The organism is Mycobacterium sp. 852013-51886_SCH5428379 (assembly GCF_001665575.1).
In the GTDB taxonomy this organism is placed as follows: domain Bacteria; phylum Actinomycetota; class Actinomycetes; order Mycobacteriales; family Mycobacteriaceae; genus Mycobacterium.
In genome coordinates, this window is record NZ_LZSU01000004.1 from 1 (window position 1) to 25,942 (window position 25,942).

The window sequence follows — 25,942 nt, forward strand, 5'->3', positions numbered from 1 at the left end:
CGCGACCACGGCGAGACCACCACCTGGACGATCACCCTGCCGAAGTTGGACGCCGCGACATTCGACGCCGCCCTGCAATCGCACCGCGACGCCCTGATCCACGACCGCGACGCCGAGGACCCCGAGGACACCACCCCGTTCCCGACGAACCTCGATGCCTTCAATCGTCTCGTCGAGGCCGGCTGGGACGCCGACGCCGAGCGCCGTCCGCACGGACAGCACACCACCGTCGTCGCGCACGTCGACGTCGACAAGCACGTCGCCGCACTGCATCTGGGGCCGCTGCTCACCGACGCCGAGCGCCAGTACCTGCTGTGCGACGCCACCTGCGAGGTCTGGTTCGAACGCCACGGGCGCGTCATCGGCGCCGGGCGTTCCACCCGCACCATCAACCGCCGCCTACGCCGCGCCCTGGAACACCGCGACCACTGCTGCGTGGTCCCCGGCTGCGGGGCCACCCGCGGCCTACACGCCCACCATCTACAGCACTGGGAAGACGGCGGCCCCACCGAACTAGGGAACCTGGCCCTGGTCTGCCCGTTTCACCACCGCGCCCATCACCGCGGCGACATCACCCTCACCGGACCCGCCGACCGACTCGTCATCACCGACGCCACCGGCCAACCCATGACCAACCGCGCCCTCGCCCGGCCACCCACCACACCTCCACCCGAGGTGAAACCGTGCCCCGGACCCACCGGGGAACGCGCCGACTGGTGGTGGTACACCCCCTACCAACCCAAACCACCACCGGCCGCCGCGTAGCGCGGCTACATCTCACGGGTGCCGCGACGTCACCCCGCCGTCGACGACCAGGTGCGATCCCGTGATGAACGACGCCTTGGGCGACATCAGGAATGCGACGGCCGCGCCGACGTCCCCGGGCTGCCCGAGCCGTCCGAGCGGAGCCGCGCTGATGAATCCCTCGCGTACCTCGTCGACGTCGAGCGCGATCTGCAGCATCGGCGTCTCGATGAAGCCGGGGCACACAGCATTGACCCGGATGCCCTCGGGACCGAGCTGCGCTGCCATCGACCGGGTCAGGCCGAGCAACCCCGCTTTCGACGCGCAGTAGGCGGGAATGAACGGATTGGCCTGCAGCCCTTCGATACTCGATATCCCGACGATCGCGGGGTGGGCACCCGAGCGGGCGGACTCCTGGAGGTACGGCAGGATCAGCTGGGTGATCATGGCCTGCGCGCGCAGGTTCACGTCCAGCACGGCGTCCCACGAGTCCTCGGTGAACGTGCCCACCGGTTCCGGGATCACCCGCCCCGCCGCATGCACCAGACCGTCGATCCCCGACAGGGTCTCCGCCGCGGACGTGGTGGCCGCGGCGATCTGCGCGCCGTCGCAGACGTCGACCACCGCTGCGGGCACACCGAGCGCCTCCCCCGCCGTGGTCACCTCAGGGGCGATGTCCCACAAGATGACGCGACGTCCGTCGGCGATGAGCGCCTCGGCGCTGGCCCGGCCGATGCCCGACGCGCCTCCGGTCACGATGACTCCCGGCATCGGTGCTCCTCTCTAGGTTCGCAGCAGGATCTTGACGACGTCACCGGAGCGGGCGGCCACGGCCGCGTAACCCTCGGCGGCGCGGTCCAGCGGCAGCTCGGTGGTGAAGATGCCATCGACCGAGAGCCGCCCGGACTGCAGCAGCGGAATCAGCTGCGGCCAGGTCTGCTGAACCGGGGCGGTCGTCATCCGCAGCGTGACACTGCGCAGCAGCGCGAACGTCGCGGGAAACGGGAACGGCTGCAGATCGTGCACACCGACCACCGATACGGTGCCGCCCGCCCGCACGGCGGTCAGCGCGTCGGACATCGACGTGTCGTTGCCGACCGCATCGATCACCGCGTCGACCCCGAGACCACCGGTGTGCGTCATCGCCGCCTCGGTCGCCGTGGGCGCCACGGGCGTTGCGCCCATCGCCGCCGCCCGGTCCCGGCGTTGCGCCACCGGATCGACCGCCAGCACCGTCGCCGCGCCGAGCGACAGTGCGCTGCGCACCGCACACAGTCCGACGGCACCGAGCCCGATCACCGCGATCGTCGCGCCGGCCCGGAAGTCCGCCCGCTGCGCCGCCGCCCAGCCGGTCGCGAGGTTGTCGGTCAGCAGGAGCGCCTGCTCGTCGTCGATGCCCTCCGGGATCGCGCGCAACTGGAAATCCGCCGCGGGCACCGCGAGCAGATCGGACTGCGCTCCCCCCAGGACGCCGCTGCCGAAGATCTGTGGACCGCTGTGGCACCGGATCGGGTCCAGCGTCGCGCATCCCGCGCAGTGTCCACATCCGGCGACCGAGGACACCATGACCCGGTCACCGACCCGCACCGTGCGCACATCCGGTCCGACCTCGACGACAGTCCCGACCGCCTCGTGACCGAGAGCTACCGGATCCAGAATCGGATAGTCACCGTCGTAGAAGTGCAGATCCGACCCGCAGATGCCGGCCGCGGTCACCGCCACCACCGCGCCGTCGCGGCCCGGCAACACCGGATCGGTCCTCGTCTCGACCCGCACCGCCGCGGGTCCGTCGATGACGACGCTACGCATGTCGGCTCAAATCCGTTGCCGCGGTGACGGTGTAGTCGTCCCAGACGGGTTCGGTGACGGCAGCGTGATATTCCGGGAGCCGCCAGGGGCTCACGGTGTGGATCTCGCCGTACACGTTCTTGAAGTAGGAATGGCGGATCGACGGATGCGCCCACACCGTCTGCCGGATCGCCTGCTGGGACCGGTTCCGCCACTGCTCGGTGGCCTCGGGTGTGGGTTCGATCGAATGCAGTCCGTCGGCCAGCCGGGCCAGGCACTGCCCGATGTAGCGCATCTGCAGTTCGGAGTTGAGGATCAGGCTGCCTCCGTGGGCGAGATGGGTCCCCGGTCCGTAGGTCAGGAAGAGGTTCGGGAAGCCCGGGACGGTGATGCCGCGGTACGCGTAGGGCCGCTCGCCCCACACCTCGCGCAGATCGGCGCCGTCGCGACCGGTGATCGTCATCGGCCAGAGTACCTGCGTGGCACGGAATCCGGTGGCGTACACGATGATGTCGGCGGGGTGCTCGATGCCGTCGGCGGTCACCACCCCGGTCGGGGTGATGCGGTCGATGGGCGTGCGCACCAGGTCGACGTTGTCGCGGCGCAGCGTACGGATCCAGCTGCCGTTGTCCTGCAGCGTGCGTTTGCCGGTGGCGGGATAGTCGGGCAGCACCTTGTCGAGCAGTTCGGTGTCGTCCCCGACCTGACTGGTGATCCACTCGGTGAACATCATCCGCGCCATCGCGTTCATCTCGCTGACGGCGTGGTCCTGCGGTTCGTAGGCGGGGTCGACCAGCGCGGCGTCCAGTCCTTTGTCGGCGCCGGGCCAGAGCACCAGGAACCGATACCAGCGGCTGTAGAACGGCAGGTGCTCCATGGCCCAGCGCACGCCGTCGCCGACACGGTCGTGGTACATCGGATTCGGGAACATCCACTGTGCGGTGCGCTGGAACACGGTCAGTTGCGCGACGTCGGCGGCGATCGCGGGGGCGATCTGAAATCCGCTGGCGCCCGCGCCGATCAGCGCGACCCGCTTACCCCGCACGTCGACGTCCGGATCCCAGGCCGACGAGTGGAACGCCGGGCCGGCGAAGGTGTCGGCGCCGGGAATGTCGGGAACGGCCGGCCGGTTGAGCTGGCCGACCGCGGTGATGACCGCCCGCGCGCTGACGTGGGAGATGGCGCCGTCTGGTCCGCGCAGTGTCACATCCCATTGTCCGGCGGCGTCGTCCCACGCCGCGGCGATCACCTCGGTCTGCCAGCGAACATGTTCGGCGACACCGTGTTTGGTCATCACGTCGACGAAGTACTCGCGCAGTTCCGGTTGTTCGGCGAAGTAGTGGCTCCACCGGTTGCTCGGTTCGAAGCTGTAACAGTAGAAGTGGTTGGCCACGTCGACCCGCGCACCGGGATAGGAATTCTCCCACCAGGTCCCGCCCGGTCCTGCGTTCTTCTCCACGACGGTGAACGGCAGCCCGGCCTGCTTGAGGCGGATCGCGGCCAGCAGGCCGGATTCCCCGCAGCCGATCACCAGGACCGGACAGTCGGCGGCCTGCGCGGGATCCACGGGTTCGGGCCGGCGAGGGTCGGCACCCTCGAGGTCGAGCTCCTCGCTCATCAGCGGGAGGTACTCGTCGCCGACCGGTTCGCACGCGGCCCAGTCCATCATCCGCTTGACGACGGCTGGGCTCAGCGGTGCCGGTTCCGGGCAGCCGCGGTCGCGATAATCGGTGATGACCTCGAGCGCCACGGCCCGCGCCCTGGCCTTGTCCTCTTCGGACATGAAGCCCTGGATCTCGTTGAGGAACAGCCCGGCCTGGGCGAACTCCTCGATGTAGCGGGTGTCCCCGGCGATGTGGACGAGGCTGAGGAGCAGTGTCGGGACGCTGACATCCTCGAGCGCCGCGGCGATCTCGTCGGTCGGCGTGGTGAACGGGCTCCCGGCATAGCGGTTCCGCATGAAGCGTCCTTCCCGTGGTGCCATAAATACGCTACGCGGCGTATCGTAACGGGCTGCCGGGCTTCGCGGGGCCGAACTCAGCGCCAGGCGAAGACCGGCTGCTCGAGTTCGTCGACCGGGTCGGGTCTGCCCTCCAGCCCCAGCCACCGCATCTGCAGCAGCACCGCACCCGTCGGCGCGTGGATCAGGTCGTTGCCCAGCGGGATCTGCACCACCGGCCGCGGACTCTCGGGGATGGTGATGAACCGCGGGGAGTCCTCGCGCTGGAGCTGGTGCAGTCCGACCCGGTAGACAGCCACCACCTCGTCGGGCGCCGGGCGCAGGTCCAGCCGGCCGCCACCCCAGATCACCACGGGGGTGATGACGTAGCCCGAACGAGTCGGATAGTCGTCGAGCAGGCCGAGCACCGCCGAATCCGGCAGCGCGACGCCGACCTCCTCGTCGAGTTCGCGCAGCGCGGCCTCGACCGCGTCCTCGCCGTGATCGAGCTTGCCCCCGGGCAGCGCCCACTGCGCGGAATGGATGCTCAGCCGAGAGGCTCTGCGGCACAGCAAAAACGCCGCCCCACCCGAGACGTCGACCATCCGGCCGTCGAGGCCGGCCTCCATCGGCCGGCCGGCGATCCAGTCGTCCACGGGCGCCGGATCCACCCGGTCCTCCCCGGCCTCCGAATCGACGAGCACGACCGCGACGGCCGCGTGTCGCTTGGTGGGGTCGGCGACGGCGCGGCGGTCGTGGCCGGCCAGGTGTCGACGGATGCGATCGCGCAGGGCGTCGTTGTAGGCGAGGGTCACGCGTCCATCCGTTCGGCGATCCTGGCCAGCACCTTGCGGATGCGGTCCGACACATACACGGACACAAGGCCGTTGAAGAAGTCCTCCCGCAGTCGGGTCAGGGTCGACGTCTTGATCCGCCAGCCGTCGGCGGTCTTCTCGTAGGTCTCGGTGTAGTGGCCGTAGCCGCGCATGTTCACCCCGGGCGCCAACCGGACGACGTCCTCGAGCGCCCACACCCCGTGCGCCGTGGTCGGCGAGGTCAGTTCGATCTCAGGTGCGTGCACCTGGTGCACGGTCGGCTGCGACCGCAGGCTCCTGCGGGTGAAGGCGACGAAATCGTCGGCACCGCGGATCAGCTTGCCGCCGGCGGCGGAGGTGTCGCTGACGAAGTCGTCGGTGAACAGCGCGCGCCAGGCCGCCCAGTCCTTGGTGTCGAGCAGCCGGCAGTAGCGGGCCTTGAGCTGTTTGATCGCCTCGAGGTCTCGGCAGTCCCGGACATCTTCGACCTGACCCATATCCGGCTCCTTCGCCATACGCTTGGTGCGCATCGAATATACGAACCCGTTTCGACCGGCCGATGCGCGGCAACACCGACCGGACGTGGCGCTGCCCAGCCCGCAGCGATGCGTCTGACAAAAAAGGAAGGTCTGACATGGCACTGGACGACAACGACATCACCACCTCCGGCGGCGGCGAGGGCACCGCGGACGGCGGCTCCAACCCTGAGGGCCACGACGGCGGCGCGGACGGCACCGCCTCGGGCGAGGGCACGGCCGACGGCGGCTCGAACCCCGACGGTCACGACGGCGGGGCCGACGGCACCGCCTCGGGCGAAGGTACCGCTGACGGCGGCTCCAACCCCGACGGCCACGACGGCGGGGCCGACGGCACCGCCTGACGGGGAACCATGCTGAGCCGCTGCATCACCGTCGACCCGCAGACGTTCGCCCGCGAATACTGGGGTCGCAAACCACTGCTCAGCCGTTCCGACGCGCTGCCCCGCGATTTCGGTGATCTGCTCTCACCCGCTGCGGTCGACGAGCTGATCGCCGAGCGCGGGGTTCGCGCACCATTTCTACGTATGGCCAAAGAGGGCGACGTCCTGGCCAAGGACTGTTATCTGGGCCCCGCCGGATTCGGCGCCGAAATGCCCGATCAGGTGGATTCGGCCAAGGTGCTCGCGCAGTTCGCCGCGGGCGCGACCATAGTGCTGCAGGGACTGCACCGATTGTGGCCGCCGATGATCGATTTCGTCCGCGCCGCCGTCGACGATCTCGGCCATCCGGTACAGGCCAACGCCTACATCACCCCGCCCACCAATCGCGGTTTCGATCCGCACTACGACGTCCACGACGTCTTCGTCCTGCAGATCGCAGGCACCAAACGCTGGATCGTGCATGAACCCGTCCACGAGCATCCCCTGCCGTCACAGCCATGGACCGGCCACCGCGACGCGATCGCCGAACGCGTCACCGGCGCACCGGTCATCGACACGGTGCTGACACCGGGTGACGCGCTGTATCTGCCGCGGGGCTGGGTGCACTCCGCGCAGGCCCAGGACACCACGTCGATCCACCTGACCGTCGGGGTGTCCGCGGTGACCCGCCTCGACGTCGCCCGCGCGGTGGTCGACCAGCTCGCCGCCGACGCCGCGTTCCGGGAGTCCCTGCCGATGACCGGGGACGCCACCGACCGCGATGAACTCGTCGCGACGGTGACCAAGGTGATGGCCGAGGTGGTCGACCGGCTGCGCGACGACGGCGCCCAGCTCGGCGCGAGCGCCGCCGCACAGCTGACCCGCCGTCACGCCGACCGCACCCGCCCCGTTCCCGTCCGCCCGCTGGCCACCCTCGAGGCCGTCGACAACGCCGACACGATCGCGGTGCGCTGGCGGCACGGTCTGGTGGCGACCATCGGCAGCGGCGGGGACCGGATCACCCTGCAGTTGCCCGACCGGGCCATCTCGTTTCCCGCCCTGTGCGCGGAGGCCGTCGGCGCGCTGCACCGCGGACACATCGCCGACGCCACCACGATGCCGGGCCTCGACGAGGCCGACGCGACGGTGCTGATCCGCAGGCTGCTGCGTGAGGGCGTCGTGGTCCCGGCGGCACGATGACCTCTGATACCGGGCTCGCCTGCAGCGACGCGTCGCTGGCGCGCGCCGATCCCATGTACGGCACCGCCTCGGCCGGAAAGCGGTGGCTGCTGCTCGAATTATCCGGCGGTTGGGGGCCTTCGGCGCTCCTGCAGTCGCCGTCGGTGATCGATCCCGGCCTCGGCCGTTCCATCGTGCGCCGCGTCGAGGCCGCGGGCATGCGGATCGCGGCGATTCGTCGGCACGGTCGTCGCGACGCCGAGCGGCGGTGGCGGTGGTACATCGCCGAGGCCGAAGCCGGCGCGGAGAGGTTGTACGCCGGCGAGGTGGCCGGTCCGGCCGACTATCTCGAGTTGGCGCTCGACGGATCCGACGGCGCCGTCACCACCGAACCGGTGGTGGCAATCTGCGCGCACGGGAAGCACGACAGGTGCTGCGCGGTGCGAGGGCGCGGCGCCACCGCGGCGATCGCCGCGGCGTATCCCGAGATCACCTGGGAGTGTTCCCACCTGGGCGGTGACCGGTTCGCCGCCACGATGCTGATCCTGCCGCACGGATTGTGTTATGGGCGTGTCGATTCCACCGACGCCGCAGGTCTGGTCCGGCTGTATCTCGACGGCAGGCTCGACAACGACTTCCTGCGCGGGCGCACCAGCCTCCCGCACGCCGTGCAGGCCGCACAGCATTTCGCCCGGCAGGCCTACGGCGACGACCGCATCGCCGCCCTGCCGCCGCTTGCGGTCGACCAGGACGAGGACGGTGTCCGCGTCCTACTGGACGCCGCACCCGGACCCATCGAGGTCGTTCTCGACGTCGGACAGTCCGAACCGCTGCTGTCGCAGTGTCACGCGAAAGTGCCCGGCCGCGTCCGGATCTTCACGCTGCGTGCATTGCGCATTGGTGAGAGTCCCGAGCACGACGCCCACTAAGCGATCCGGAAACAGCCCGTACTTGTTATCGTGCCGATCATCCGCGACCGTCGACAGAGGTGGCACGTGCTGGAACCGCTCGGTATCGCCGCCTCGGGACAGGGCGTGGTCTCGGCATTCCAGCCGGTGGTCCGGCTGCCCGAGGAATCCGTCGTCGGTTACGAGGCGCTCGCGCGTTGGCCGGAACTGAGCGGCGTCACCCCGCAGGCTGTCAACGGAGCTGTCGAACAGCAGATCCCCGACGGCGCACTGCTTCTCGTCAACTGCGAGCCCGGTGGTGACCACCACGGGATAGCGGCCGATCCGGCGCTCACCCGTGCCCGGGAACTCTACGACCTCGTCTTCGAGCTGACCGAGCGCAATCTGCTGGCCCATCCGGGGCTGCTGCTGCGCACGGTCACCGAATTGCGGGACAACGGCGTATCGGTGGCCCTTGACGACGTCGGCAGCCATCCGGCGTCGGCCGCGTTACTCGATGTGCTGCGGCCGGATCTGGTCAAACTCGACATGGGCCTGCTGGAACGGCGTCCCGACCGGGAGCAGGCTCGCACCATCGCCGCCGTCCTCGCCTATCACGAGCGCACCGGCGCCACGATCGTGGCGGAGGGTATCGAGACCGACCAGCAGGTGGAGCAGGCGCTCAGCCTGGGTGCCACGTACGGGCAGGGCTACCGGTTCGGCCGCGCGGTGCTGCGCGTCGACACCCCGGCCGTCCCGCCGATGCGGCCGCCGGTCGACGTGCTGCCGGCGCCCGCCATGTGCTCACTGTTCGACCTGGTCTCGTCGGGCACAACGATCCGCTCGGCGCCGCTGGACACGATGGTGGCGCTGTCGCAGCTCATCGGTGAACAGGCCGGGCACGGCCCCGATCCCGCGATCGTGCTGACGGCGATTCAGCGAGACGAGTTCTACAACGACGGATTGCGGGAGCGCTATCGGGCGATCGCCGAGAACTCCCCGCTGGTCGCGGTATTCGCCGACCGGGCGGCGGCCGACTTCGGCGCCGGGGTGCGCGGTGTCGCGTTGCGGTCCGACGATCCGCTGAGCGACGAGTGGGTGCTGCTGGCGCTGGGACCGCACTTCGCGGCGGCGCTGGTGACCCGGCTCGATGGTGCCCGGCAGAATCCGTGGGCGCGCTGGGACGAGCTGAGGACCGATCTGGCCATCACCTACGACCGCGATCTCGTCGTCCGGCTGGCACGGGATCTGCTGGCCCGCATCCCCTGACGCGCCAGGACGGACGGCTAAGGCCGGTCGGTCAACCCGGCGATCCAGCGCTGCACGCTCTGCGACAACGACTGCGGCACCCGGTCCGGATCCATCAGATCGTTCTCGGCCAGAACGCTCGCCTCCCCCGCCACCGTCTCTTCGGTGAAACGGCGCAGGGTCTTTCCGTCCGCCTCGCTGCGCAACGCCTCGATCGCCTCGAGGAATCCGCCATGCTCGCCCATGACCCGCTCGAACTCGTCGGGCGGAACGCCGAGGTGTTCGGCGATCAGCCGGTTGCGGATCGACGCTACCGCCGTCCGGATGGCCACCGCGTCGTCGGCGCGATCCGCTTCGACGATCACATCGCATTCGCTGTCGAAGCCCATGGACCGGTTGTTCAGATTCGAGGAACCCACTCGCAGCAGCCGGTCGTCGATCACCATCACCTTGGAGTGCACGTAGATCGGCGTGCCGGCCTCGGCCACCGGCCAGTAGACCCCCATCCGGTCGTATTGGTCTGCAGCCCAGAGTTTCTGGAGCAGCCGATGTCGGGCGCTGTCCATCGCCTGCTGTTCGAGCCGACTCTCCGAACTCCGGGGCATGACGACCACGATCTGGGGGCCGTCGTCCTCATGCAGGCGGGCGCACAGCGCATCGGCGATGTCCCGGGACGCCAGGTACTGGTTCTCCAGGTAGATCACCTCGCGGGCCGAGGCGATCGCCGCGAGGTTCATCGCCTCGATCTCACGAACCTCCTTGCGGGGGCCGAGTTCGGGCAGGGTGCGGGCGATCCCGACGTCGAGATCGCGAAGGGTGGGTTCGAGTCCACGCGGCCAGGCGTCGCGGCCCTCCTCAATCGGTTCGAGGGCCTGGCCCGTCGCGGTGCGCCAGCGGTCCCGGGCCTGCTCGCCGAGCGTGCGGGCCGCGGCCCCGTCCACTGCCACCACCACGTCATGGCGGGGGCCGTAGCTGCGGCCGGCGTTGCGCCGGAAGCGATTCCGCTCCTCATGGGCCGGGGTGTCCCAGCGGTCGAGGGACAGGTCGATACCGCCGCAGAACGCCACCGCATCGTCGATGACGACAATCTTCTGGTGATGGACCGATCCGGTCGGATGAGCACCGTCTATGGCGAAGTGCAACCGCTCGCTGCTCAACCAGTTCAACAGCGCCACCGGGGTCATCTGGCCCCAGATGCCCTGCAGGACGGGCACCAGCCGCAGATTCGACCTCAGCAGGTAGACGTCGAGATCCCGCCGGACCCGCACCAGCCAACGCAGGAACATCCCGAGCTGATTGGGCCCGCGCGTGGTCTTGTCGGCGGGTTCGAACAGCATCCGGGTGTCGAAATCCCAGCCGATGAGAACGATCCGGCGATGAGCGCGCAGCATCGCGGATTTGACGTGATGGAAGTAGTCCGCGCCGTCGATGACGCACGCGTAGCGGTCGGCGTGCTCGACGCGCCAGCAGGTCTGGCCGGGAACCAGGAGGTATCCGTCGCCAGCAGACACAGCGGTGTGTCTACCACATGCGCACCGGTGGCGGGCCCCGGTTCGGCTACCGTGCCACAGGTGAGAGCTTCCTCGCCCCCGCGCGAGTCCGCACTTGATCTTTACCGGTCCGCGGCGGTGCTGCTGGTGGTGATCGGGCACTGGCTGCTGTCGGTGATGACCTACCGCGACGGCGAGTTCGGCCGCGACAACCCGCTGGTGCTGATGCCGTGGACCCAGTGGCTCACCTGGATCTTCCAAGTCGTCCCGGTGTTCTTCGCGGTCGCCGGCTACGCCAGTGCGGTCTCCTGGTCGCGGCGACCCGACGGCAGCCACGCGCGGCAGGAGTGGGTCCGCAGGCGGGTCGTGCACACCCTCGGCCCGACAGCGGTCTACGCCGTGGTGATCCTCGGCGTTATCAGCGCGCTCATGATCGCCGGAATCGACGGCGAGGTACTGGAACTCGGCGGCTGGGCCGTGGCGATGCACCTGTGGTTCCTGGCGGTGTACCTCATGGTGGTCGCGCTGACCCCCGTCGCCGTCGCCGCGCATCGGCGCTGGGGCCTCAAGGTGCCCGCGGTGCTGGCCGCGAGCGTCCTCATCGTCGACGTGATCGGCATCAGCAGCGGCCATCCGGAGATCCGGATGGTCAACTACTTCTTCTGCTGGGCGGCGATCTATCAACTCGGCATCGCCTGGCACGGCGGGCTCCTGTGCCGTCGTCTCCTGCTGGCGCTGTCCGTCGTCGGCGCGCTGGCGCTACCCGCGCTGGTGACGTGGGGCCCATATCCGATCGCGATGATCGGCGTCCCCGGTGACCGGGTGGAGAACAGCGCCCCCCCGTCGGTGGCGCTGCTCGCGCTGGCCATCACCCAGATCGGTGTGCTGTTCGCCCTCGCGCCCGTCCTGAACAGGGTGCTCGCGCGCGGCCGGTGGCCACGGCTGCTCGGCACCGCCAACGACAACGTGATGGCGCTGTACCTGTGGCACATGCTGCCGGTGATCCTGGTGACCCTCGTCGGCTATCCCACCGGGCTGCTGCCCCAGCCGCCGCTGGGCTCGGGCGCCTGGTGGCTGGCCCGGCTCGAGTGGGAGCTGGTGCTCGGGGTCGTCGCCGCGGCGCTGCTGGCACTGATCGCCTGGCGCCGCCGCCTGTTCACCCCACCGATCCGTACGTTCACGGCCCCGGTGCCCGACCGGCTCGCCGAGGCCGCGCTGTACGTGGGCACCGCGGCGTGTGCGCTGGCGCTGTCACTGCTGTCCTCGGCCGGTTTCGCGCCCGGCGGCCGGTTCCCCGTCCTGGTGACCGTGCTGTTCTGCGCGGGTGCGCTCCTGGTCGCGGTCCGGCCGCGGGACAGGTCGGCCGTCACGACCTGAGCGGCCATCAGGCACGCTGGTGGGCACCATGACCTCCCTCCTGTCCCCGCCCGCGAACACGACCGACCCCGACGAGCTCTTCGCCTCGTTCGCCGCGTGGGCGGAGTCCAACGGCACCACCCTCTATCCGGCGCAGGAGGAGGCGCTGATCGAACTGGTCAGCGGCTCCAACGTGGTGCTCGCGACACCGACCGGATCGGGTAAGTCACTGGTGGCGACCGGCGCGCAGTACGCCGCGCTGGCCGCGGACCGGGTCAGCTTCTACACCGCGCCGATCAAAGCGCTGGTCAGCGAAAAGTTCTTCGCACTGTGTGAGGTGTTCGGCGCCGAGAACGTCGGCATGCTCACCGGCGATGCGGCCGTCAACTCCGATGCACCGATCATCGCGTGCACTGCCGAGGTGCTCGCCAACATCGCGCTGCGGGAGGGCGCGGACGCGGACATCGGTCTGGTCGTCATGGACGAGTTCCATTTCTACGGCGACCCGGAACGCGGCTGGGCGTGGCAGGTCCCGCTGCTGGAACTGCCGCGGGCGCAGTTCCTGCTGATGTCGGCGACCCTGGGTGACGTCACCGCGCTGCGGGCGGACCTCACCCGCCGCACCGGGCGGCCGACGGCGCTGGTGGCCAACGCCGAACGCCCGGTGCCACTGTTCCACAGCTACGCCACCACGCCGATGCACGAAACGATCCAGGAACTGCTCGACACCCGGCAGGCGCCGATCTACGTCGTGCACTTCACGCAGGCTTCTGCGCTGGAGCGGGCTCAGGCACTGATGAGCGTCAACGTCTCCACCAAGGAGGAGAAGGCCGCGATCGCCGCGAACATCGGCGCGTTCCGCTTTTCGTCGGCCTTCGGCACCACCCTGTCCCGGCTGGTCCGCCACGGCATCGGCGTCCACCACGCGGGCATGCTGCCGAAGTACCGCCGGCTGGTCGAACAGCTCGCCCAGGCCGGGCTGCTCAAGGTCATCTGCGGGACCGACACCCTCGGCGTCGGGATCAACGTGCCGATCCGCACCGTGGTGTTCTCGGCGCTGTCCAAGTACGACGGCACCCGCACCCGACTGCTCAACGCACGCGAGTTCCACCAGATCGCCGGGCGCGCGGGCCGCGCGGGCTACGACACCGCGGGCACCGTCGTCGTGCAGGCCCCCGACCACGAGGTGGAGAACCTTAAACAGTTCGCCAAGGTCGCCGACGATCCCAAGAAGCGACGGAAGCTGGTGCGGCGCAAGGCACCCGAGGGCATGGTGCCGTGGGGCCAGGCCACCATGGATCGACTGGTCGCCGCATCGCCGGAACCGTTGACGAGCAACATGCGGGTGTCGACGTCGATGATCCTCGACGTCGTCGATCGTCCGGGCGATCCGTTCATCGCGATGCGCCGGCTGCTCACCGACAACCACGAACCGCGCAAGAAGCAGCTGCGATTGATCCGGGAGGCGGTGGGCATCGCCCGCTCCCTGCTGCAGGCCGGGGTCCTCGAACGGCTCGAGGATTCCCATACGCCCGACGGCACGTTCATTTCCCGTCGCTCCGCTCGCCCCGTCCGGTACCGGCTGACCGTCGACCTGCCGGCCGATTTCGCCCTGAACCAGCCGCTGTCGACGTTCGCGCTCGCCGCGATCGACCTGCTGGACGCAGAATCGGAAACCTATGCCTTGGACATCGTCTCGGTCATCGAGGCGACGCTCGAAGATCCGCGCCAGATCCTGTCCGCCCAGCTGAACAAGGCCCGGGGCGAGGCCGTCGCGCAGATGAAGGCCGACGGAATCGAGTACGACGAGCGCATCGAACTGCTCGACGAGGTCACCTATCCCAAACCGCTCCAGGAACTCCTCGAGCACGCGTTCGAGGCCTACCTGCAGACCAATCCGTGGGCCGCCGACGCCGGACTGTCGCCGAAGTCGGTGGTACGCGAGATGTGGGAGCGCGCGTTCACGTTCCGCGAGTACGTCAGCGTCTACGGCCTGACCCGGTCGGAAGGCGCTGTGCTGCGCTATCTCTCGGACACCTTCAAGGCGCTGCGTTCCGGGGTGCCCGCCGCCGCGCGCACCGAGGAACTCACCGACATCGTCGAATGGCTCGGCGAGCTCGTCCGCCAGGTCGACTCCAGCCTTCTCGACGAATGGGAGCAACTCACCAGCCCGGACCAGCCGCTCGACGCACCGGTGCAGGTGCCGACCCGGCCCCGTCCGCTCACTGGCAACGAGCGAGCGTTCACCGCGATGGTGCGCAACGCGCTGTTCCGGCGGGTCGAACTGTTCGCCCGGGAACGCTGGCAGGACCTCGGCGAACTCGACGCCGGATCCGGCTGGACCGCCCAGCGGTGGCAGGACGTCGGCGACGCGTATTTCGACGAGCACGCAGACGTCAACACCGGAGCCGACGCGCGGGGACCGGCCCTGCTGATCATCGACCGCAAGCCCGACACCTGGGCAATCCGGCAGATCCTGGACGATCCGGCGGGCGATCACGACTGGGGGTTCGACGTGGAGGTGGATCTCGCGGCCTCCGACGACGAAGGGGTCGCGGTGATCCGCGTCGTCGACGCCGGACGTCTCGACTGAAACTGCTGCGCCGCAGGTCTGACACGTGTCAGTATCCATTGACGTACGTCAAATGGAGGAGCGCCGATGGCCGCAACCCTGCCTCGAACCGCCGTCATCGGCGCCGGTATCAGCGGTCTGACCGCGAGCAAGATGCTCAAGGACTACCGGGTGCCCTACACCGTCTTCGAGTCCTCCGACCGTATCGGCGGCAACTGGGCGTTCGGCAACCCCAACGGCCACAGCAGCGCCTACCGGTCGCTGCACATCGACACCTCCAAACACCGCCTGGCGTTCAAGGACTTTCCGATCCCCGAGCACTTCCCGTCCTTTCCGCATCACAGCGACATCAAGGCCTACCTCGACGCCTACGCCGAGACGTTCGGCCTACTCGACCAGATCGAGTTCGGCAACGGCGTCGTACACGCCGCCCGAAAGCCGAGTGGGCGCTGGGACATCGAGGATCAGGCCGGCCGGCACCGGGAGTTCGATCTGCTCGTCGTCGCCAACGGACACCACTGGGATCCGCGGATGGCCGAGTTCCCCGGCACCTTCACCGGCGAGACGATCCACTCGCACCACTATGTGGATCCGCAGACCCCGCTGACGCTGACCGGTAAACGGATCCTGGTGGTGGGTCTGGGCAACAGCGCCGCCGACATCACCGTCGAGCTGTCGTCGAAGGCCCTGCAGAACCGGGTGACGCTGTCCACTCGGTCCAGCGCGTGGATCGTCCCGAAGTACATCGCGGGCCGACCCGGTGACAAGTTCTTCCGCACCACGCCCTATCTGCCACTGTCGTGGCAGCGCAAGGCGATTCAGGCCATCGCGCCGATGCTGGGCACCGATCCCACGCTCTACGGCCTGCCCGCGCCCAACCACAAACTCTTCGAGGCCCACCCCACCCAATCGGTGGAACTGCCGCTTCGGCTCGGCTCGGGGGACGTCATCCCCAAACCGAACGTCACCCGGTTGGACGGCAGCACCGTGCACTTCGAGGACGGTTCCAGCGACGAGTTCGACGCCATCGTCTACGCCACCGGCTACAACATCACCTTCCCGTTCTTCGACCCCGGCTTCCTCAGCGCACCGGACAACCAAATCCGGTTGTACAAGCGGATGTTCGTGCCCGGTATCGACAATCTGGTCCTCATCGGTTTCGCACAGGCGGTGCCGACGCTGTTCCCGTTCGTGGAGTGCCAGTCGCGGGTGCTCGCGGCCTATGCGGTCGGCCGGTACGCGCTGCCCCCGGCCGCGGAGATGGACCGCGTCATCGACGCCGACCAGGATCTGCACGCGGGCCACTGCGTCGACCGGCCACGCCACACCCAGCAGATCGACTATTTCTACTACGAGCACGACATCGCCCGCCGCGAACTGCCTGCCGGGCTCGCCCGCGCGGTCCCGGCATGAGGTCGCCCACCGATCGGCGGGCACCGCAGCGCAGCGACGACCGGCGCGACGCGATTCTCGATGCGCTGCACCAGGTCCTGCGGGAGTCCAGCTTCGAAGCCGTCACCATCGCCGACATCACCCGGCACGCGGGCGTCACCCGGTCGGCGTTCTACTTCTATTTCGAGAACAAGGCGGTGGCGCTGGCGGCGCTGATGGAACGCGTCCTCGACGACGCGTTCTTCGTCAACGACGTCTTCACCCTGGCCGGTGGCGCGCCGGAGTCGCGCATCCGCACGATGATCGAGGGCGTCGTCGCGACCTGGGAGGCACACCGGTACCTGTTCTCGGCACTGCTGGCCGCGCGCGCCGTCAGCGGCACCGTGCAGGAGGTGTGGGACAGCGCCCGCGAATCGTTCGTCGCGTCGGTGGCCGAGATGATCACCACCGAACGCGCCGCGGGCGCCGCCCCGGACGGCGTCGACGCGACCGTGCTGGCGTCGGTGCTGATGGAGTTCAACGACCGGTTGCTGGAGCGGCTGACGCTGGGCGGACCGTTGACGCGCGAACAACTGATGGACGGCGCCGCGGCGCTGTGGCTGGGCGGCATCTACGGCAGGACATCGACATGACACCTCACGAAATCACCTTCGACTCCGACGGATCGCGCTGCAGCGCCTGGCATTTTCCCGGTGCCGGCGAAGAGGGCCGCGTCGACGGCCCCGCCGGCCGTCCCGTCGTGGTGATGGGCCATGGCTTCGGAGGGACGAAGGACTCCGGGCTGGCGCCGTTCGCCGAACGGCTCAGCGCGGCGGGTCTCGACGTCTTCGCGTTCGACTACCGGGGGTTCGGCGCTTCCGAAGGCTCACCGCGACAGTCGGTCTCGATCCCGCGCCAGATGGCGGACTACCACGCGGCGATCACCGAGGCGCAGCTACTGCCGGGCGTCGACCGCAACCGGGTGGTGCTGTGGGGGTCGTCGTTCTCCGGCAGCCACGTGATCCGGGTGGGCGCCGAACGCGACGACGTCGCCGCGGTGGTCGCCATGACCCCGATGACCAGCGGCCTCGCGGTCAGCCGCGCGGCTATCGAGCATCGCGACGTCGCGTCGGCGCTGAAGTGGACCGCGCTCGGCGTCAAGAGCCGCATCCGGGTGGCCCGCGGTAAAGATCCTGTCTTCTTCCCCCTCGCGGCCCGCCCCGGCGAACCCGGTGCGCTGGCCCTGGACGGCGCCTACGACAGCTACACCGCGATGGCGGGCCCGACGTGGCGCAACGAGGTCGACTCGTCGGTGGGGATGCAGGTGCTCTCGGTGCGGACCACCGCGGCAGCGAAGCGGTTACGCGCCAAGCTCCTGGTACAGATCGCCGACTTCGACCGCTATGTGCCCGCGGCGTCCGTGCAGAAGACCGCCGTGCACGGGCGGGCGATCGTGCATCACTATCCGTGCGATCACTTCGACGTGTGGCCCGGCCACGACTGGTTCGAGCCGGTCGCTGAGGACCAGGTCGCGTTCCTCACCCGGACGCTGCGGGTAATGTCCACCACTTAGGGTTACCTCACAACGAAAGGTCAACGGTGGACGAACCGCATTCGGACCTCCATCAGACGCGCATGCTCGTCGTCGGCGCCTCGTCGGGTATCGGACGGGCGGTGGCGGTCAGCGCGGCCGAACGCGGGGCGACCGTGGCGGTGGCCGCGCGACGCACCGAACTGCTGTCCGAACTGGCCGACTCCATCGGCGGAACGGCGTTCGAGCTCAACGTCGAGTCCGCATCGTCCATCAACACCGTGGTCAACGCCGCCGCCGAGACGCTCGGTGGCCTCGACGTGGTGGTGTTCACCAGCACCGTCGTCCCGTTCGCCCACATCGAGGACACCGACGACGCGACGTGGCAGCACGCGATGCTGGTCAACGCGTTCGGCGCCAACAACGTCCTGCGCGCGGCACTGCCGCACCTCTCGGAACGGGGGGTGGTGCTGATCGCCTCCAGCCACGACGTCGGCCGCCCGCGTGCCGGTGTCGCCGCCTACAGCGCGAGCAAGGCGGCGCTCGACGAGATCCTGCGGTCGTGGCGCAGTGAACATCCGGAGCTGTCGCTGATCCGGGTCGGTATCGGTCCGACCGCCGACACCGAGATCCTGCGCGGTGCGGATCGCGATCTGCTCGCCGTGCTGTTCCGGTCCTGGGTGGAGCATGGCCAGCTCCCCGCGCAGATGTCGGCGCTGCGCGACGTCGCCACCACGCTGGTATCGCTGGCCGTCACGGCGTACCAGAACCCCAGTGTGGTGCCCGAACTCGTGCAGCTGTCGCCGCGGATCCTCAAGTAACACCCATCTTCACGTTCTTGCCCGCCAGCATCGTGGCGGCGGCCTGCGGGATGAGCGCCAGACCCAGCGCGGCCATCGCAATGGTCCACGATCCGGTCAGATCGTGCAGCGCCCCGATGGCCACGGGTCCGATCGCGGCCAGGAGATAACCCACGCTCTGCGACATTCCGGAGACCTGCCCGGTCTGGGCGGTCGAGGTGCTGCGGAGCACCATGAACAGCAGGGCGAGGCTGATCGACGCGCCGGGTCCGGCCATCACGCACATCACCCACAGGGTGGGCACGGACTCGGTGGCGAGCAGACCGACGAAGCCGACGGCGGTCGCCAGCAGCGCCAGGAACGTGACCGGTCGTTGGTCGGCGTATCTGCCCGCGACGATCGGTGCGGCCAGCGACATCAGCAGCGCGGCCACCTGACCCGACGCCAGCACCGCACCGGCACCGGCCGCCGACATCCCGCGCTCGATCAGATAGTCCGGCAGCCACGCGGTGAACGTGTAGAAGATCAGCGACTGTGCGGCCATGAAGATCGTGATCGCCCACGCGATCCCGTTGCGCCACAGAGGTTCCAGCTTCGGCCCGACCTCCAGCCGGTGGATCCGCCGCAGCATCGGAAGCCACGCCACCGTCGCCACCAACGCGAAGAACGCCCAGCTCGCCAGCGTCAACCGCCAGTTCCCGTGAAGGGCGTCGTTGACGGGGATGGTCACCCCGGCCGCCACGGCCGCGCCGCCCGACAGCGTCATCGAGTACAGCCCCGTCATCAACCCGGAGCGATGCGCGAAGTCCCGTTTGATCAGCGAGGGCAGCACCACGTTGCAGATCCCGATACCGGCACCTACCAGCGCCGAACCACCGAAGAGCGCGACGGGATCGGGCACGTACCGCACGGCGGCGCCCGCGGCGAGCACCACCAGCGAAACGAGCACGGTGCGCTCGATCCCGAACCGGGCCGCCGCCCGCGGCGCCAGCGGCGCGACCAGTCCGAAGACGAGCACCGGCAAGGTGGTCAGCAGACCCGCCACGGCGCTGCTCCAGCCCATCGTCGCCTTGATCTCGCCGACCAGCGGGGCGACGCCTACCACGGCGGGCCGCAGATTGGCCGCCACCAACATGATCGCGAGCGCGGCGGCGACCACCGCGATGCCGGCGGGCTGGGTTTCTGGGCGGGCGGAGGTAGGGGAAGCAGGGGCAGTGGAGACAGCGGTCACCCCACCAGAGTTCTCGGACCCCGCCCGCTGAAACAAATTCTGTGACGACCCCCACCAAGTCCACCTGGCTGACCTGCCGGACCGGCCTGTCAGCCTGCGGCGTTCGGCCTCATCGGCGGGCAGGTGCCGTCGGGTCCGGCGGTCAGCTCGTAGTGCCAGAGTTCGTTGGCGTACACCTGACAGAGCCCGAACCGGGAGCCGTTGCGCGACATCCACGCCGCGGCGTCGGGACCGCCGACGTCGACCGCCTTGCCGTAGACGTGCATCGACGTCTCGGGTGACGCGACGAATTCGGCGGCCGCCGCGGGGCTGCCGTAGGTCCGCACACCGTCATCGAACAGCCGCTGCTGGAAGCCCGGGGACCGCCAGCCGGAGTTGACGACGACGGTGACGCCCTCGGCCGCGGCCGCCTCCGTGGCCTTCTGCACGGCCGCCAGCAGCGCCGGGTCCATCCGCCCGATGACGGGGTTCGTCACATCGAACGCGGTGAGGGTCTCGCCGTCGGGCAGCGAGCCGCCGAACGTGTCGGTCGCCGCGGTGCCGACGGAGAACGGCGGGACGTCCTGCGGCGGACCGGCCGCGGCGGGGCCGACCACGGAGTCGTCGGCGGCGGGATCGGCGGATGCCGGGGCGGAAGCCAGCAGGACTGCCGCGGCGAGGGCCGCGGCGGCTGCGCCGAGCAGGTGTGGGTGAGCAAGCATGGTGACCTGTCATTGTGCCGTCCGGGCGCGGCGGTGGCACACGGGTCGGCGTCATTAGGATCATCGCCATGCCTGCACCGGATCACCACAACGTCCGGTCCGGTCGCGCCGGGGTGGTGGCGGGCCTGGCGTTGCTGCTCGCCGTCGCGGCGCTCGCCCTGTCGGGGTGGACGTGGTGGCAGAGCAGGCCGGGTTCCATCTACTCGGCGGAGCAGCAGTCGGCCGCGAAAGACAGCGCCTGCGGCGCGTTCTCGTCGGTGCGCACCGGGGTGGCGATCAACACCAATGTCACGCCGCCCGGTGGCTCCGCGGACGTCACCGGCGCTCTGGCCGCGGCGGCCGCCGCGCGGGTGGCGCTGATGGACGGCGGGCAGTACCTGCTGCTGCATCTCGAACCCGCGACACCACCCGATCTGGCCGATGCCATCCGCCGGTTCGCGAACGGACTGCTCGACTTCGGGATCGCGGCCACGGCGGGCGCCCGCAACACCGACCCCGGCCAGGAGGCGCTGTCGCGGGAACTGGACGCGCTCAGCGGTCGGCTGGGTGAGCTCTGCCGCACCTGAGCGACGTCAGCCGCCGGCGGCGGCGACCCTGGCCCGCTCCCGCATCGACGCGACGACCCCGCCGTCGTTGAGGATGTCGGTTCCGGTGAGGTAGCCGGCCTTGGGGCCGGCGCAGAACGCGAGGAGTTCGGCCATCTCCTCGGCCTTCCCCCACCGCGGTACGGCGGCGTCGGCGACCATCGCGCCCGCGCCCGCCTGTTCCTCCAGGCGACCCATCTCAGTGTCGACGGAGCCCGGGGAGACCGAGACGATCCGTAGACCCCGGCTGTTGAACCGTTCGGCCTGCGCCGTGCTGTACCAGCGGACGAAGCTCTTGCTCAGCGCGTAGGCCAGTCCCGACCGGGCCTCCTCGGGTGCGATCGCGCACGCGGTCAGCATCTCGGTCATGAAGGCGTCCTCGTCGACCAGGGCAGTCGGGAACTGCGCGGTCGGGATCAGCTCGTCGGGCAGCATGTGCGCGGCCATCGACGCCACATTGACGATCGCGGCCCCCTCGCCCGCAGTCGCGTAGAACGCTTCGTTGACGTTGACCGTGCCGACGGCGTTGGTGCGCATGACGTAGTCGGCGTCACCCATGCTGGGGCTGACACCCGCGGCGTGAATTACCGCCGCGATCGGTGCCTCCAGCGATCCGAACAGCCGGTCGACCGCGGCGCGGTCGGTCACGTCGACGTGCACACCCGTGGCGGACACGCTCGATCCGGTGAGTTCGGCGATCGCCGCGTCGAGGCGGTCCTTGCGCACATCGCACAGCACGACGTCCTGCTCGCGGCCGACGATCCGCGCCGTCGCCGAACCCATTCCGCCGGCCCCGCCGGTGATCACCACGACTCCGTCCATGCCGTGGACCGTACGGAATGGACCTCGCTCCTGTCAGGAGGACGCGGTCAGGAAGTCGCCGAGCTTGTCGAGATGGGACTTGTATCCCCACTTCATGCCGAACGCCGCCAGCTTCGCCTTCGGCCCGATCTTCGAGATGTTGACCTCGAGCAGAACCGTCGTCTCGCCGTCCCGTTCGCCGAAGGTGATGTCGTTGACGTGCAGGATCGTCGCGCCGTCGTCGCCCTCGGTCCACGAGCGTGCGTCGTAGGTCAGCCGGGCGCGGTCGTCGACGCGGGTGAAGGTGCCCGCCATCGGCCAGCGGGTGCCCTGATACTTGCCCATCTCCGGCCCCGCCTCCATCACCACGTAGATGGCGCCGCCGACACGCAGATCGATCTCGCATTCGGGTACGAACGTTTTCTCCGGGCCCCACCACTGCCGGAGCATCTCGGGTTCGGTCCACGCGCGCCAGACGGTGTCCAGCGGCGCACGGTAAGTGCGCTCGAAACGGAATTCCTTGCCCTTCAACATCTTCAGCAGCATCAGACGTCTTCCCCTTCGGTGGTCAACGAGTCGAGGTAACGGCCGAGCGAGTCGAGCCGGGCCTCCCACAGGTGCTCGAACGAATCGACCCAGCGGCCGATCTCTTGCATCGGCCCTGGCTCGAGGTGATAGATCCGTTGTCTCGCAACGGCTTCCGCCGCAACGATCCCCGAGTCACTGAGCACCCGAAGGTGCTTGCTGGCCTGCGGTTGACGGATACCGAGCGACTCGGCGATCTCGCCGACCGAACGCGGGCCGGTTCGCAGCAGTTCGACGATCCGCAGACGACTCGGCTCACCGAGCGCCTCGAAGACCGTGACCTGCACACCGCCAAACGTAGGTGCGATGACATATTCCTGTCAAGGAATACGTCGAGATCAGTTCTTGGAGAGCGATTCCAGGAAGGCGCGGGCCACGTTGTGCAGCTTGACGTTGTTGTGCTGGGACTCGGTGACCAACCGCTGGAAGGCCTCGTCCTCGCTGCACCCGTGGATCGCCCGCAGCGCGCCCTTGGCCTGGTCGATGGCCGAACGCGACGTGAGCGCCTCCCGCAGCTGATCGACCTTCTCGCGGTAGCGCTGCAGGCGTCGGGCGCTGGTGATGGCGTACCCGGCCGAGAGCATGTACAGCCGCATGAGCGTCTCGTCGAAGGGATCGAACGCGGTGGCGGTCCTGCTGTAGACGTTGAGCGATCCGACCAGCTCGGAATCGTCGTCCACCCGGTCGACGAGCAGCGGCACCGACAGGGTCGCGCTGATTCCGCACGCCCGGGCGGCGACCACGAACTCCGGCCACCGCTCGTCCATGGCATCCATCCCGACGCGGACCGGTGTGCGGCGTTCCGCCGCGTCGAGGCAGGGTCCGCGTCCCGTCGAATACTGCACGTGATCCAGTTCGAGCACCTGCCCGTCGGTGTACGCGACGGTGCGCGGCGCCTGGTCGGTCAGCACGCTGATGCTGACCGCATCGGCGTCGGCGATCGCGTCGGCGCCCGACGAGGCGACCCGGTTCAGGGCTTCGTCGAGGGGCTCTTCGGAGGCGAAGAGGGACATCAGGGACTCAATCGCGTCGGCCGCGCTCTCGAGTCGGTCGAACTCATCAGGTCGAGCATCGGTCATTGCAAGAAACGGTCCTCTCAGGCTGCAGCCAACCGCTGGATACTAGTAGAACGGTGCGACCGCGCTCCTCAATCCCAGATCGCGGTAGACGTTGGGGCGTTCGGCCTGCGCATCCGGGAGAAATCCGAAGATCATCCAGTCGTGGATCTGTCCGGACCGGAGCCGGAACGTGAAGTCGGCTCCCGGCGTCGCCGCCACCCGCTGTTGCAGGACGAGGACGTCCGGAGTGCGCAGATCCCGTGACCCCGCGTAGACAGCGACCGGCGGCAGATCCTCGAGCGAACCGAACAGCGGACTCGCCATCGGGTGGTGGGTGCCGTCGGGATCCTCGGGGCTCTCCAGGCCACGGGCCCACCAGCGGCCGTTCCGCCTGCTGCTGTCCGGATTCAGCAACGGATCGTCGACCTGGTCGATTGCCGGATTGTCCGCGCCGGCATCGAGCGCGGGTGCGAGCAGAACGATGTGCCCCGGCAGCACCGTGGCGAGGCAGCCGTCCTCCCCGGCGCATCGACGCACCAGCTCCTGGGCGGCCGCGAGCGCAATGTTCCCGCCCGCTGAATCGCCGAGCACGCTGACGTTCCGCGAGCCGTGGGCCAGCACCTGGTCAGCGATGAAGTCGGCCATCCCGGGCACGACCGTCCGCGCCGTTCCGCCGGTGCCGTCCTCGTCGGCCAGCGGGTACAGCGGGACGACGACGGTCGCATCGGTGGCCCGCACCAGATCGGCGTACATCCACCAGTGGAAGAGGCTGGCGGTGGAGATGAACGAGCCGCCGTGCACTCCGATGACGACCTTCTCGGACGGTCGCTGCGATGCCAACGTCCACACCTTCCAGCCGTGGTAGTCGGTGCTGCTGACGTCGAGCCCCTGCGTGACGAAGGCCGGCGGAATCCCGTCGGTGAAGAACGGCACCCGGGCGGTCGTCCCGTTCAGCTCGATTCCGGCGAGCCCCAGGATCGGCTTGATCGCCCGCAGGCCGGCGACCAGAACCTCGTTGAACGGCGACGACTGCCCCGTGAACTCGGCCGCCGGGGCGACGGTCGTGTACCGGGGCTGCGGTTCCTCCGGGCGCAGTTCCGCGGCGGACGGCGTGCCGATCTCCCGGCGGGCCCCGGCGGGCCCCGGCGAGCATCGCCCAAGACGCAGGCGAGTCAACGGGAGTCTGGTCGGGTTCGTCCTCCGCGGCGCGCGGCGAGGACGCGCGGACGGTCATCCGGGTCACCTGCCGGCGCATCGGCTCGGCCGATTCTTCCGGTTCGGCCAACTCGTCGTCGTCGGGCTCCGACCGGGTCATCCGGCTCTCGGTGCGGTCGGCCGACGACGATCCGGTCGCGCCTCGGGTGACGCCGCGGGAGACGCCCTGCGCGGACTCCGATGTCTGGGTCGCCGAACTGTCCGCACCGGCGCTGACGCCGGATTCGGCGGCTGCGACACCGTGTCCGGAGGCGATCGCCGCCCCGACCCCCAGCGCGACGGCCGCCGATCCGATGCGCACCGCTCGCCATGCCACCGTCTTGTCCATTGCCGCCCCCAGCCGTGGTCCCTCTCGGCATTACAGCCGAATCGGCACAGGTGAGACGGCGGATCGGGAAAGTTCGATGAGTTGTCCGCCCAGGCAGGGTCACACTCCTAGACAACGACCCACGATTTCGATCGGAGCACCGGTGACGCGTACGAACCTCTCGATGTCGATCTCGGCGGACGGTTATGTCGCCGGCCCCTCGCAGAGCATCGACGCGCCGCTCGGCGTCGGCGGAGAAGCACTCCACAGCTGGCACATCGGCCCCGATCGGGAGCACCCGGTCAATCGCCGAGTCGCCGCGGAGATGCTCGACGGTATGGGCGCCACGATCATGGGCCGCAACATGTTCGGCCCGATCCGCGGCGATTGGGCCGGCTCCGACTGGTCGGGGTGGTGGGGCGACAACCCGCCTTACCACTGCCCGGTGTTCGTCCTGACCCACCACGCACATCCGCCGATCGAAAAGGCCGGCGGCACCACCTTCCACTTCGTCACCGACGGCATCGAGGCCGCGTATTCACAGGCCGCGGCGGCGGCCGGCGACAAGGACATCTCGATCGCCGGCGGCGCGTCATGCGCCCGCCAGGCAATCCGAGCCGGACTCGTCGACGAGATCGACCTGCAGCTCAGTCCGGTCATCCTGGGCGCGGGCGAGCGACTGTTCGACGGGTTCGACCCCGGCGTGCCGCGGCTGGAGCTCACCCGGGTGCTGCACGCGCCCGGAGTCGCCCACCTGCGATACCGGGTGCTGCGCGGGTGACGGCAACCCTTCAAACCACCGTGGAGTAAACCCGTGACGCCGCGCGCGCCATGACACACGA

The 25,942-nt window shown here is 69.3% G+C and carries 26 protein-coding genes; 13 read left to right on the plus strand and 13 right to left on the minus strand.

Translation table 11 applies throughout. The features are described from left to right. On the plus strand, positions 1-765 hold a 765-nt coding region (locus tag A5757_RS00580), incomplete at its 5' end, for an HNH endonuclease signature motif containing protein (protein WP_156618074.1). Positions 766-777: 12 nt separating this feature from the next. Here the strand turns inward: A5757_RS00580 and A5757_RS00585 are convergent. The 5 genes from A5757_RS00585 to A5757_RS00605 form a co-directional block, all read right to left on the minus strand. Beyond that, the gene (locus A5757_RS00585) at positions 778-1,515 is read right to left on the minus strand and encodes an SDR family NAD(P)-dependent oxidoreductase (RefSeq protein WP_066828028.1); all 738 of its coding nucleotides are present in this window, start codon (positions 1,513-1,515) and stop codon (positions 778-780) included. A 12-nt stretch (positions 1,516-1,527) separates the two neighbouring features. Then, positions 1,528-2,553, minus strand: coding sequence for an alcohol dehydrogenase catalytic domain-containing protein (locus tag A5757_RS00590; protein ID WP_066828029.1), 1,026 nt, complete (start codon positions 2,551-2,553; stop codon positions 1,528-1,530). Then, on the minus strand, positions 2,546-4,492 hold the full coding sequence (locus tag A5757_RS00595) for an NAD(P)/FAD-dependent oxidoreductase (RefSeq protein WP_066828060.1): 1,947 nt from the start codon (positions 4,490-4,492) through the stop codon (positions 2,546-2,548). Before A5757_RS00595 ends, A5757_RS00590 begins: the two co-directional genes overlap by 8 nt. Positions 4,493-4,569: 77 nt before the next feature. Beyond that, the gene (locus A5757_RS00600; protein WP_066828030.1) at positions 4,570-5,286 is read right to left on the minus strand and encodes a CoA pyrophosphatase; all 717 of its coding nucleotides are present in this window, start codon (positions 5,284-5,286) and stop codon (positions 4,570-4,572) included. Beyond that, positions 5,283-5,783, minus strand: a complete 501-nt coding sequence (locus A5757_RS00605; RefSeq protein ID WP_066828031.1) for a nuclear transport factor 2 family protein — start codon at positions 5,781-5,783, stop codon at positions 5,283-5,285. Before A5757_RS00605 ends, A5757_RS00600 begins: the two co-directional genes overlap by 4 nt. A 137-nt stretch (positions 5,784-5,920) precedes the next feature. Here A5757_RS00605 and A5757_RS00610 point away from each other — a divergent pair, with 137 nt between their 5' ends. The 4 genes from A5757_RS00610 (at position 5,921) to A5757_RS00625 (ending at position 9,519) form a co-directional block, all read left to right on the plus strand. Beyond that, positions 5,921-6,166, plus strand: a complete 246-nt coding sequence (locus A5757_RS00610) for a BatC protein (RefSeq protein WP_066828032.1) — start codon at positions 5,921-5,923, stop codon at positions 6,164-6,166. A 9-nt stretch (positions 6,167-6,175) separates the two neighbouring features. Then, positions 6,176-7,384 (plus strand): cupin domain-containing protein, encoded by a 1,209-nt coding sequence (locus A5757_RS00615; protein ID WP_066828033.1) that lies wholly within the window; start codon positions 6,176-6,178, stop codon positions 7,382-7,384. Next, positions 7,381-8,292: a sucrase ferredoxin gene (locus tag A5757_RS00620; RefSeq protein WP_066828034.1), complete on the plus strand. Its 912-nt coding sequence runs from the start codon at positions 7,381-7,383 to the stop codon at positions 8,290-8,292. Before A5757_RS00615 ends, A5757_RS00620 begins: the two co-directional genes overlap by 4 nt. A gap of 66 nt (positions 8,293-8,358) precedes the next feature. Continuing rightward, entirely contained in the window at positions 8,359-9,519 is a 1,161-nt protein-coding gene (locus A5757_RS00625; protein WP_066828035.1) for an EAL domain-containing protein, read from the plus strand. A 17-nt stretch (positions 9,520-9,536) separates the two neighbouring features. Here the strand turns inward: A5757_RS00625 and A5757_RS00630 are convergent, their stop codons facing one another. Next, positions 9,537-11,009, minus strand: a complete 1,473-nt coding sequence (locus tag A5757_RS00630) for a phospholipase D-like domain-containing protein (RefSeq protein ID WP_066828036.1) — start codon at positions 11,007-11,009, stop codon at positions 9,537-9,539. 51 nt (positions 11,010-11,060) lie between these two features. Between A5757_RS00630 and A5757_RS00635 the strand changes: the two genes are divergently transcribed. The 6 genes from A5757_RS00635 (at position 11,061) to A5757_RS00660 (ending at position 18,639) form a co-directional block, all read left to right on the plus strand. After that, a complete protein-coding gene (locus A5757_RS00635) occupies positions 11,061-12,365 on the plus strand; it encodes an acyltransferase (protein ID WP_231983844.1) in 1,305 nt (434 codons plus the stop codon). Positions 12,366-12,393: 28 nt separating this feature from the next. Further along, positions 12,394-14,937, plus strand: a complete 2,544-nt coding sequence (locus A5757_RS00640) for an RNA helicase (protein ID WP_066828061.1) — start codon at positions 12,394-12,396, stop codon at positions 14,935-14,937. Positions 14,938-15,003: 66 nt separating this feature from the next. Further along, the gene (locus A5757_RS00645) at positions 15,004-16,329 is read left to right on the plus strand and encodes an NAD(P)/FAD-dependent oxidoreductase (RefSeq protein ID WP_066828038.1); all 1,326 of its coding nucleotides are present in this window, start codon (positions 15,004-15,006) and stop codon (positions 16,327-16,329) included. Continuing rightward, positions 16,326-16,940 (plus strand): TetR/AcrR family transcriptional regulator, encoded by a 615-nt coding sequence (locus tag A5757_RS00650; protein WP_066828039.1) that lies wholly within the window; start codon positions 16,326-16,328, stop codon positions 16,938-16,940. The genes A5757_RS00645 and A5757_RS00650 overlap by 4 nt, the downstream gene beginning before the upstream one ends. Continuing rightward, a complete protein-coding gene (locus A5757_RS00655; protein WP_066828040.1) occupies positions 16,937-17,860 on the plus strand; it encodes an alpha/beta hydrolase in 924 nt (307 codons plus the stop codon). The genes A5757_RS00650 and A5757_RS00655 overlap by 4 nt, the downstream gene beginning before the upstream one ends. Positions 17,861-17,886: 26 nt before the next feature. Further along, positions 17,887-18,639, plus strand: coding sequence for an SDR family oxidoreductase (locus A5757_RS00660; protein WP_066828041.1), 753 nt, complete (start codon positions 17,887-17,889; stop codon positions 18,637-18,639). Here A5757_RS00660 and A5757_RS00665 read toward each other — a convergent pair. Together A5757_RS00665 and A5757_RS00670 are read right to left on the minus strand one after the other, a co-directional pair. Continuing rightward, positions 18,632-19,849, minus strand: coding sequence for an MFS transporter (locus A5757_RS00665; protein ID WP_066828042.1), 1,218 nt, complete (start codon positions 19,847-19,849; stop codon positions 18,632-18,634). The genes A5757_RS00660 and A5757_RS00665 overlap by 8 nt on opposite strands. Before the next feature lie 89 nt (positions 19,850-19,938). Further along, positions 19,939-20,550, minus strand: coding sequence for a M15 family metallopeptidase (locus A5757_RS00670; RefSeq protein WP_066828043.1), 612 nt, complete (start codon positions 20,548-20,550; stop codon positions 19,939-19,941). 68 nt (positions 20,551-20,618) lie between these two features. Here A5757_RS00670 and A5757_RS00675 point away from each other — a divergent pair, with 68 nt between their 5' ends. After that, positions 20,619-21,116 carry a hypothetical protein gene (locus A5757_RS00675; protein ID WP_197497218.1) on the plus strand — a complete coding sequence of 166 codons (498 nt, stop codon included), beginning with the start codon at positions 20,619-20,621 and terminating at the stop codon, positions 21,114-21,116. A gap of 6 nt (positions 21,117-21,122) precedes the next feature. On the opposite strand, the gene A5757_RS00680 is transcribed toward A5757_RS00675, so the two are convergent. The 5 genes from A5757_RS00680 to A5757_RS00700 are packed head-to-tail and all read right to left on the minus strand — an operon-like array spanning position 21,123 to position 24,754. Beyond that, the gene (locus tag A5757_RS00680) at positions 21,123-21,956 is read right to left on the minus strand and encodes an SDR family NAD(P)-dependent oxidoreductase (RefSeq protein WP_066828044.1); all 834 of its coding nucleotides are present in this window, start codon (positions 21,954-21,956) and stop codon (positions 21,123-21,125) included. Between the two features lie 33 nt (positions 21,957-21,989). Beyond that, the gene (locus tag A5757_RS00685) at positions 21,990-22,481 is read right to left on the minus strand and encodes an SRPBCC domain-containing protein (protein WP_066828045.1); all 492 of its coding nucleotides are present in this window, start codon (positions 22,479-22,481) and stop codon (positions 21,990-21,992) included. After that, on the minus strand, positions 22,481-22,807 hold the full coding sequence (locus tag A5757_RS00690) for a helix-turn-helix transcriptional regulator (RefSeq protein ID WP_066828046.1): 327 nt from the start codon (positions 22,805-22,807) through the stop codon (positions 22,481-22,483). The genes A5757_RS00685 and A5757_RS00690 overlap by 1 nt, the downstream gene beginning before the upstream one ends. 51 nt (positions 22,808-22,858) lie before the next feature. Beyond that, a complete protein-coding gene (locus tag A5757_RS00695; RefSeq protein WP_066828047.1) occupies positions 22,859-23,599 on the minus strand; it encodes a GAF and ANTAR domain-containing protein in 741 nt (246 codons plus the stop codon). A gap of 42 nt (positions 23,600-23,641) precedes the next feature. Then, on the minus strand, positions 23,642-24,754 hold the full coding sequence (locus A5757_RS00700) for an alpha/beta hydrolase fold domain-containing protein (protein ID WP_066828048.1): 1,113 nt from the start codon (positions 24,752-24,754) through the stop codon (positions 23,642-23,644). 509 nt (positions 24,755-25,263) lie between these two features. On the opposite strand from A5757_RS00700, the gene A5757_RS00705 reads away from it, so the two are divergent. Next, positions 25,264-25,881, plus strand: a complete 618-nt coding sequence (locus tag A5757_RS00705) for a dihydrofolate reductase family protein (protein ID WP_066828049.1) — start codon at positions 25,264-25,266, stop codon at positions 25,879-25,881. Positions 25,882-25,942 lie beyond the last annotated feature (61 nt).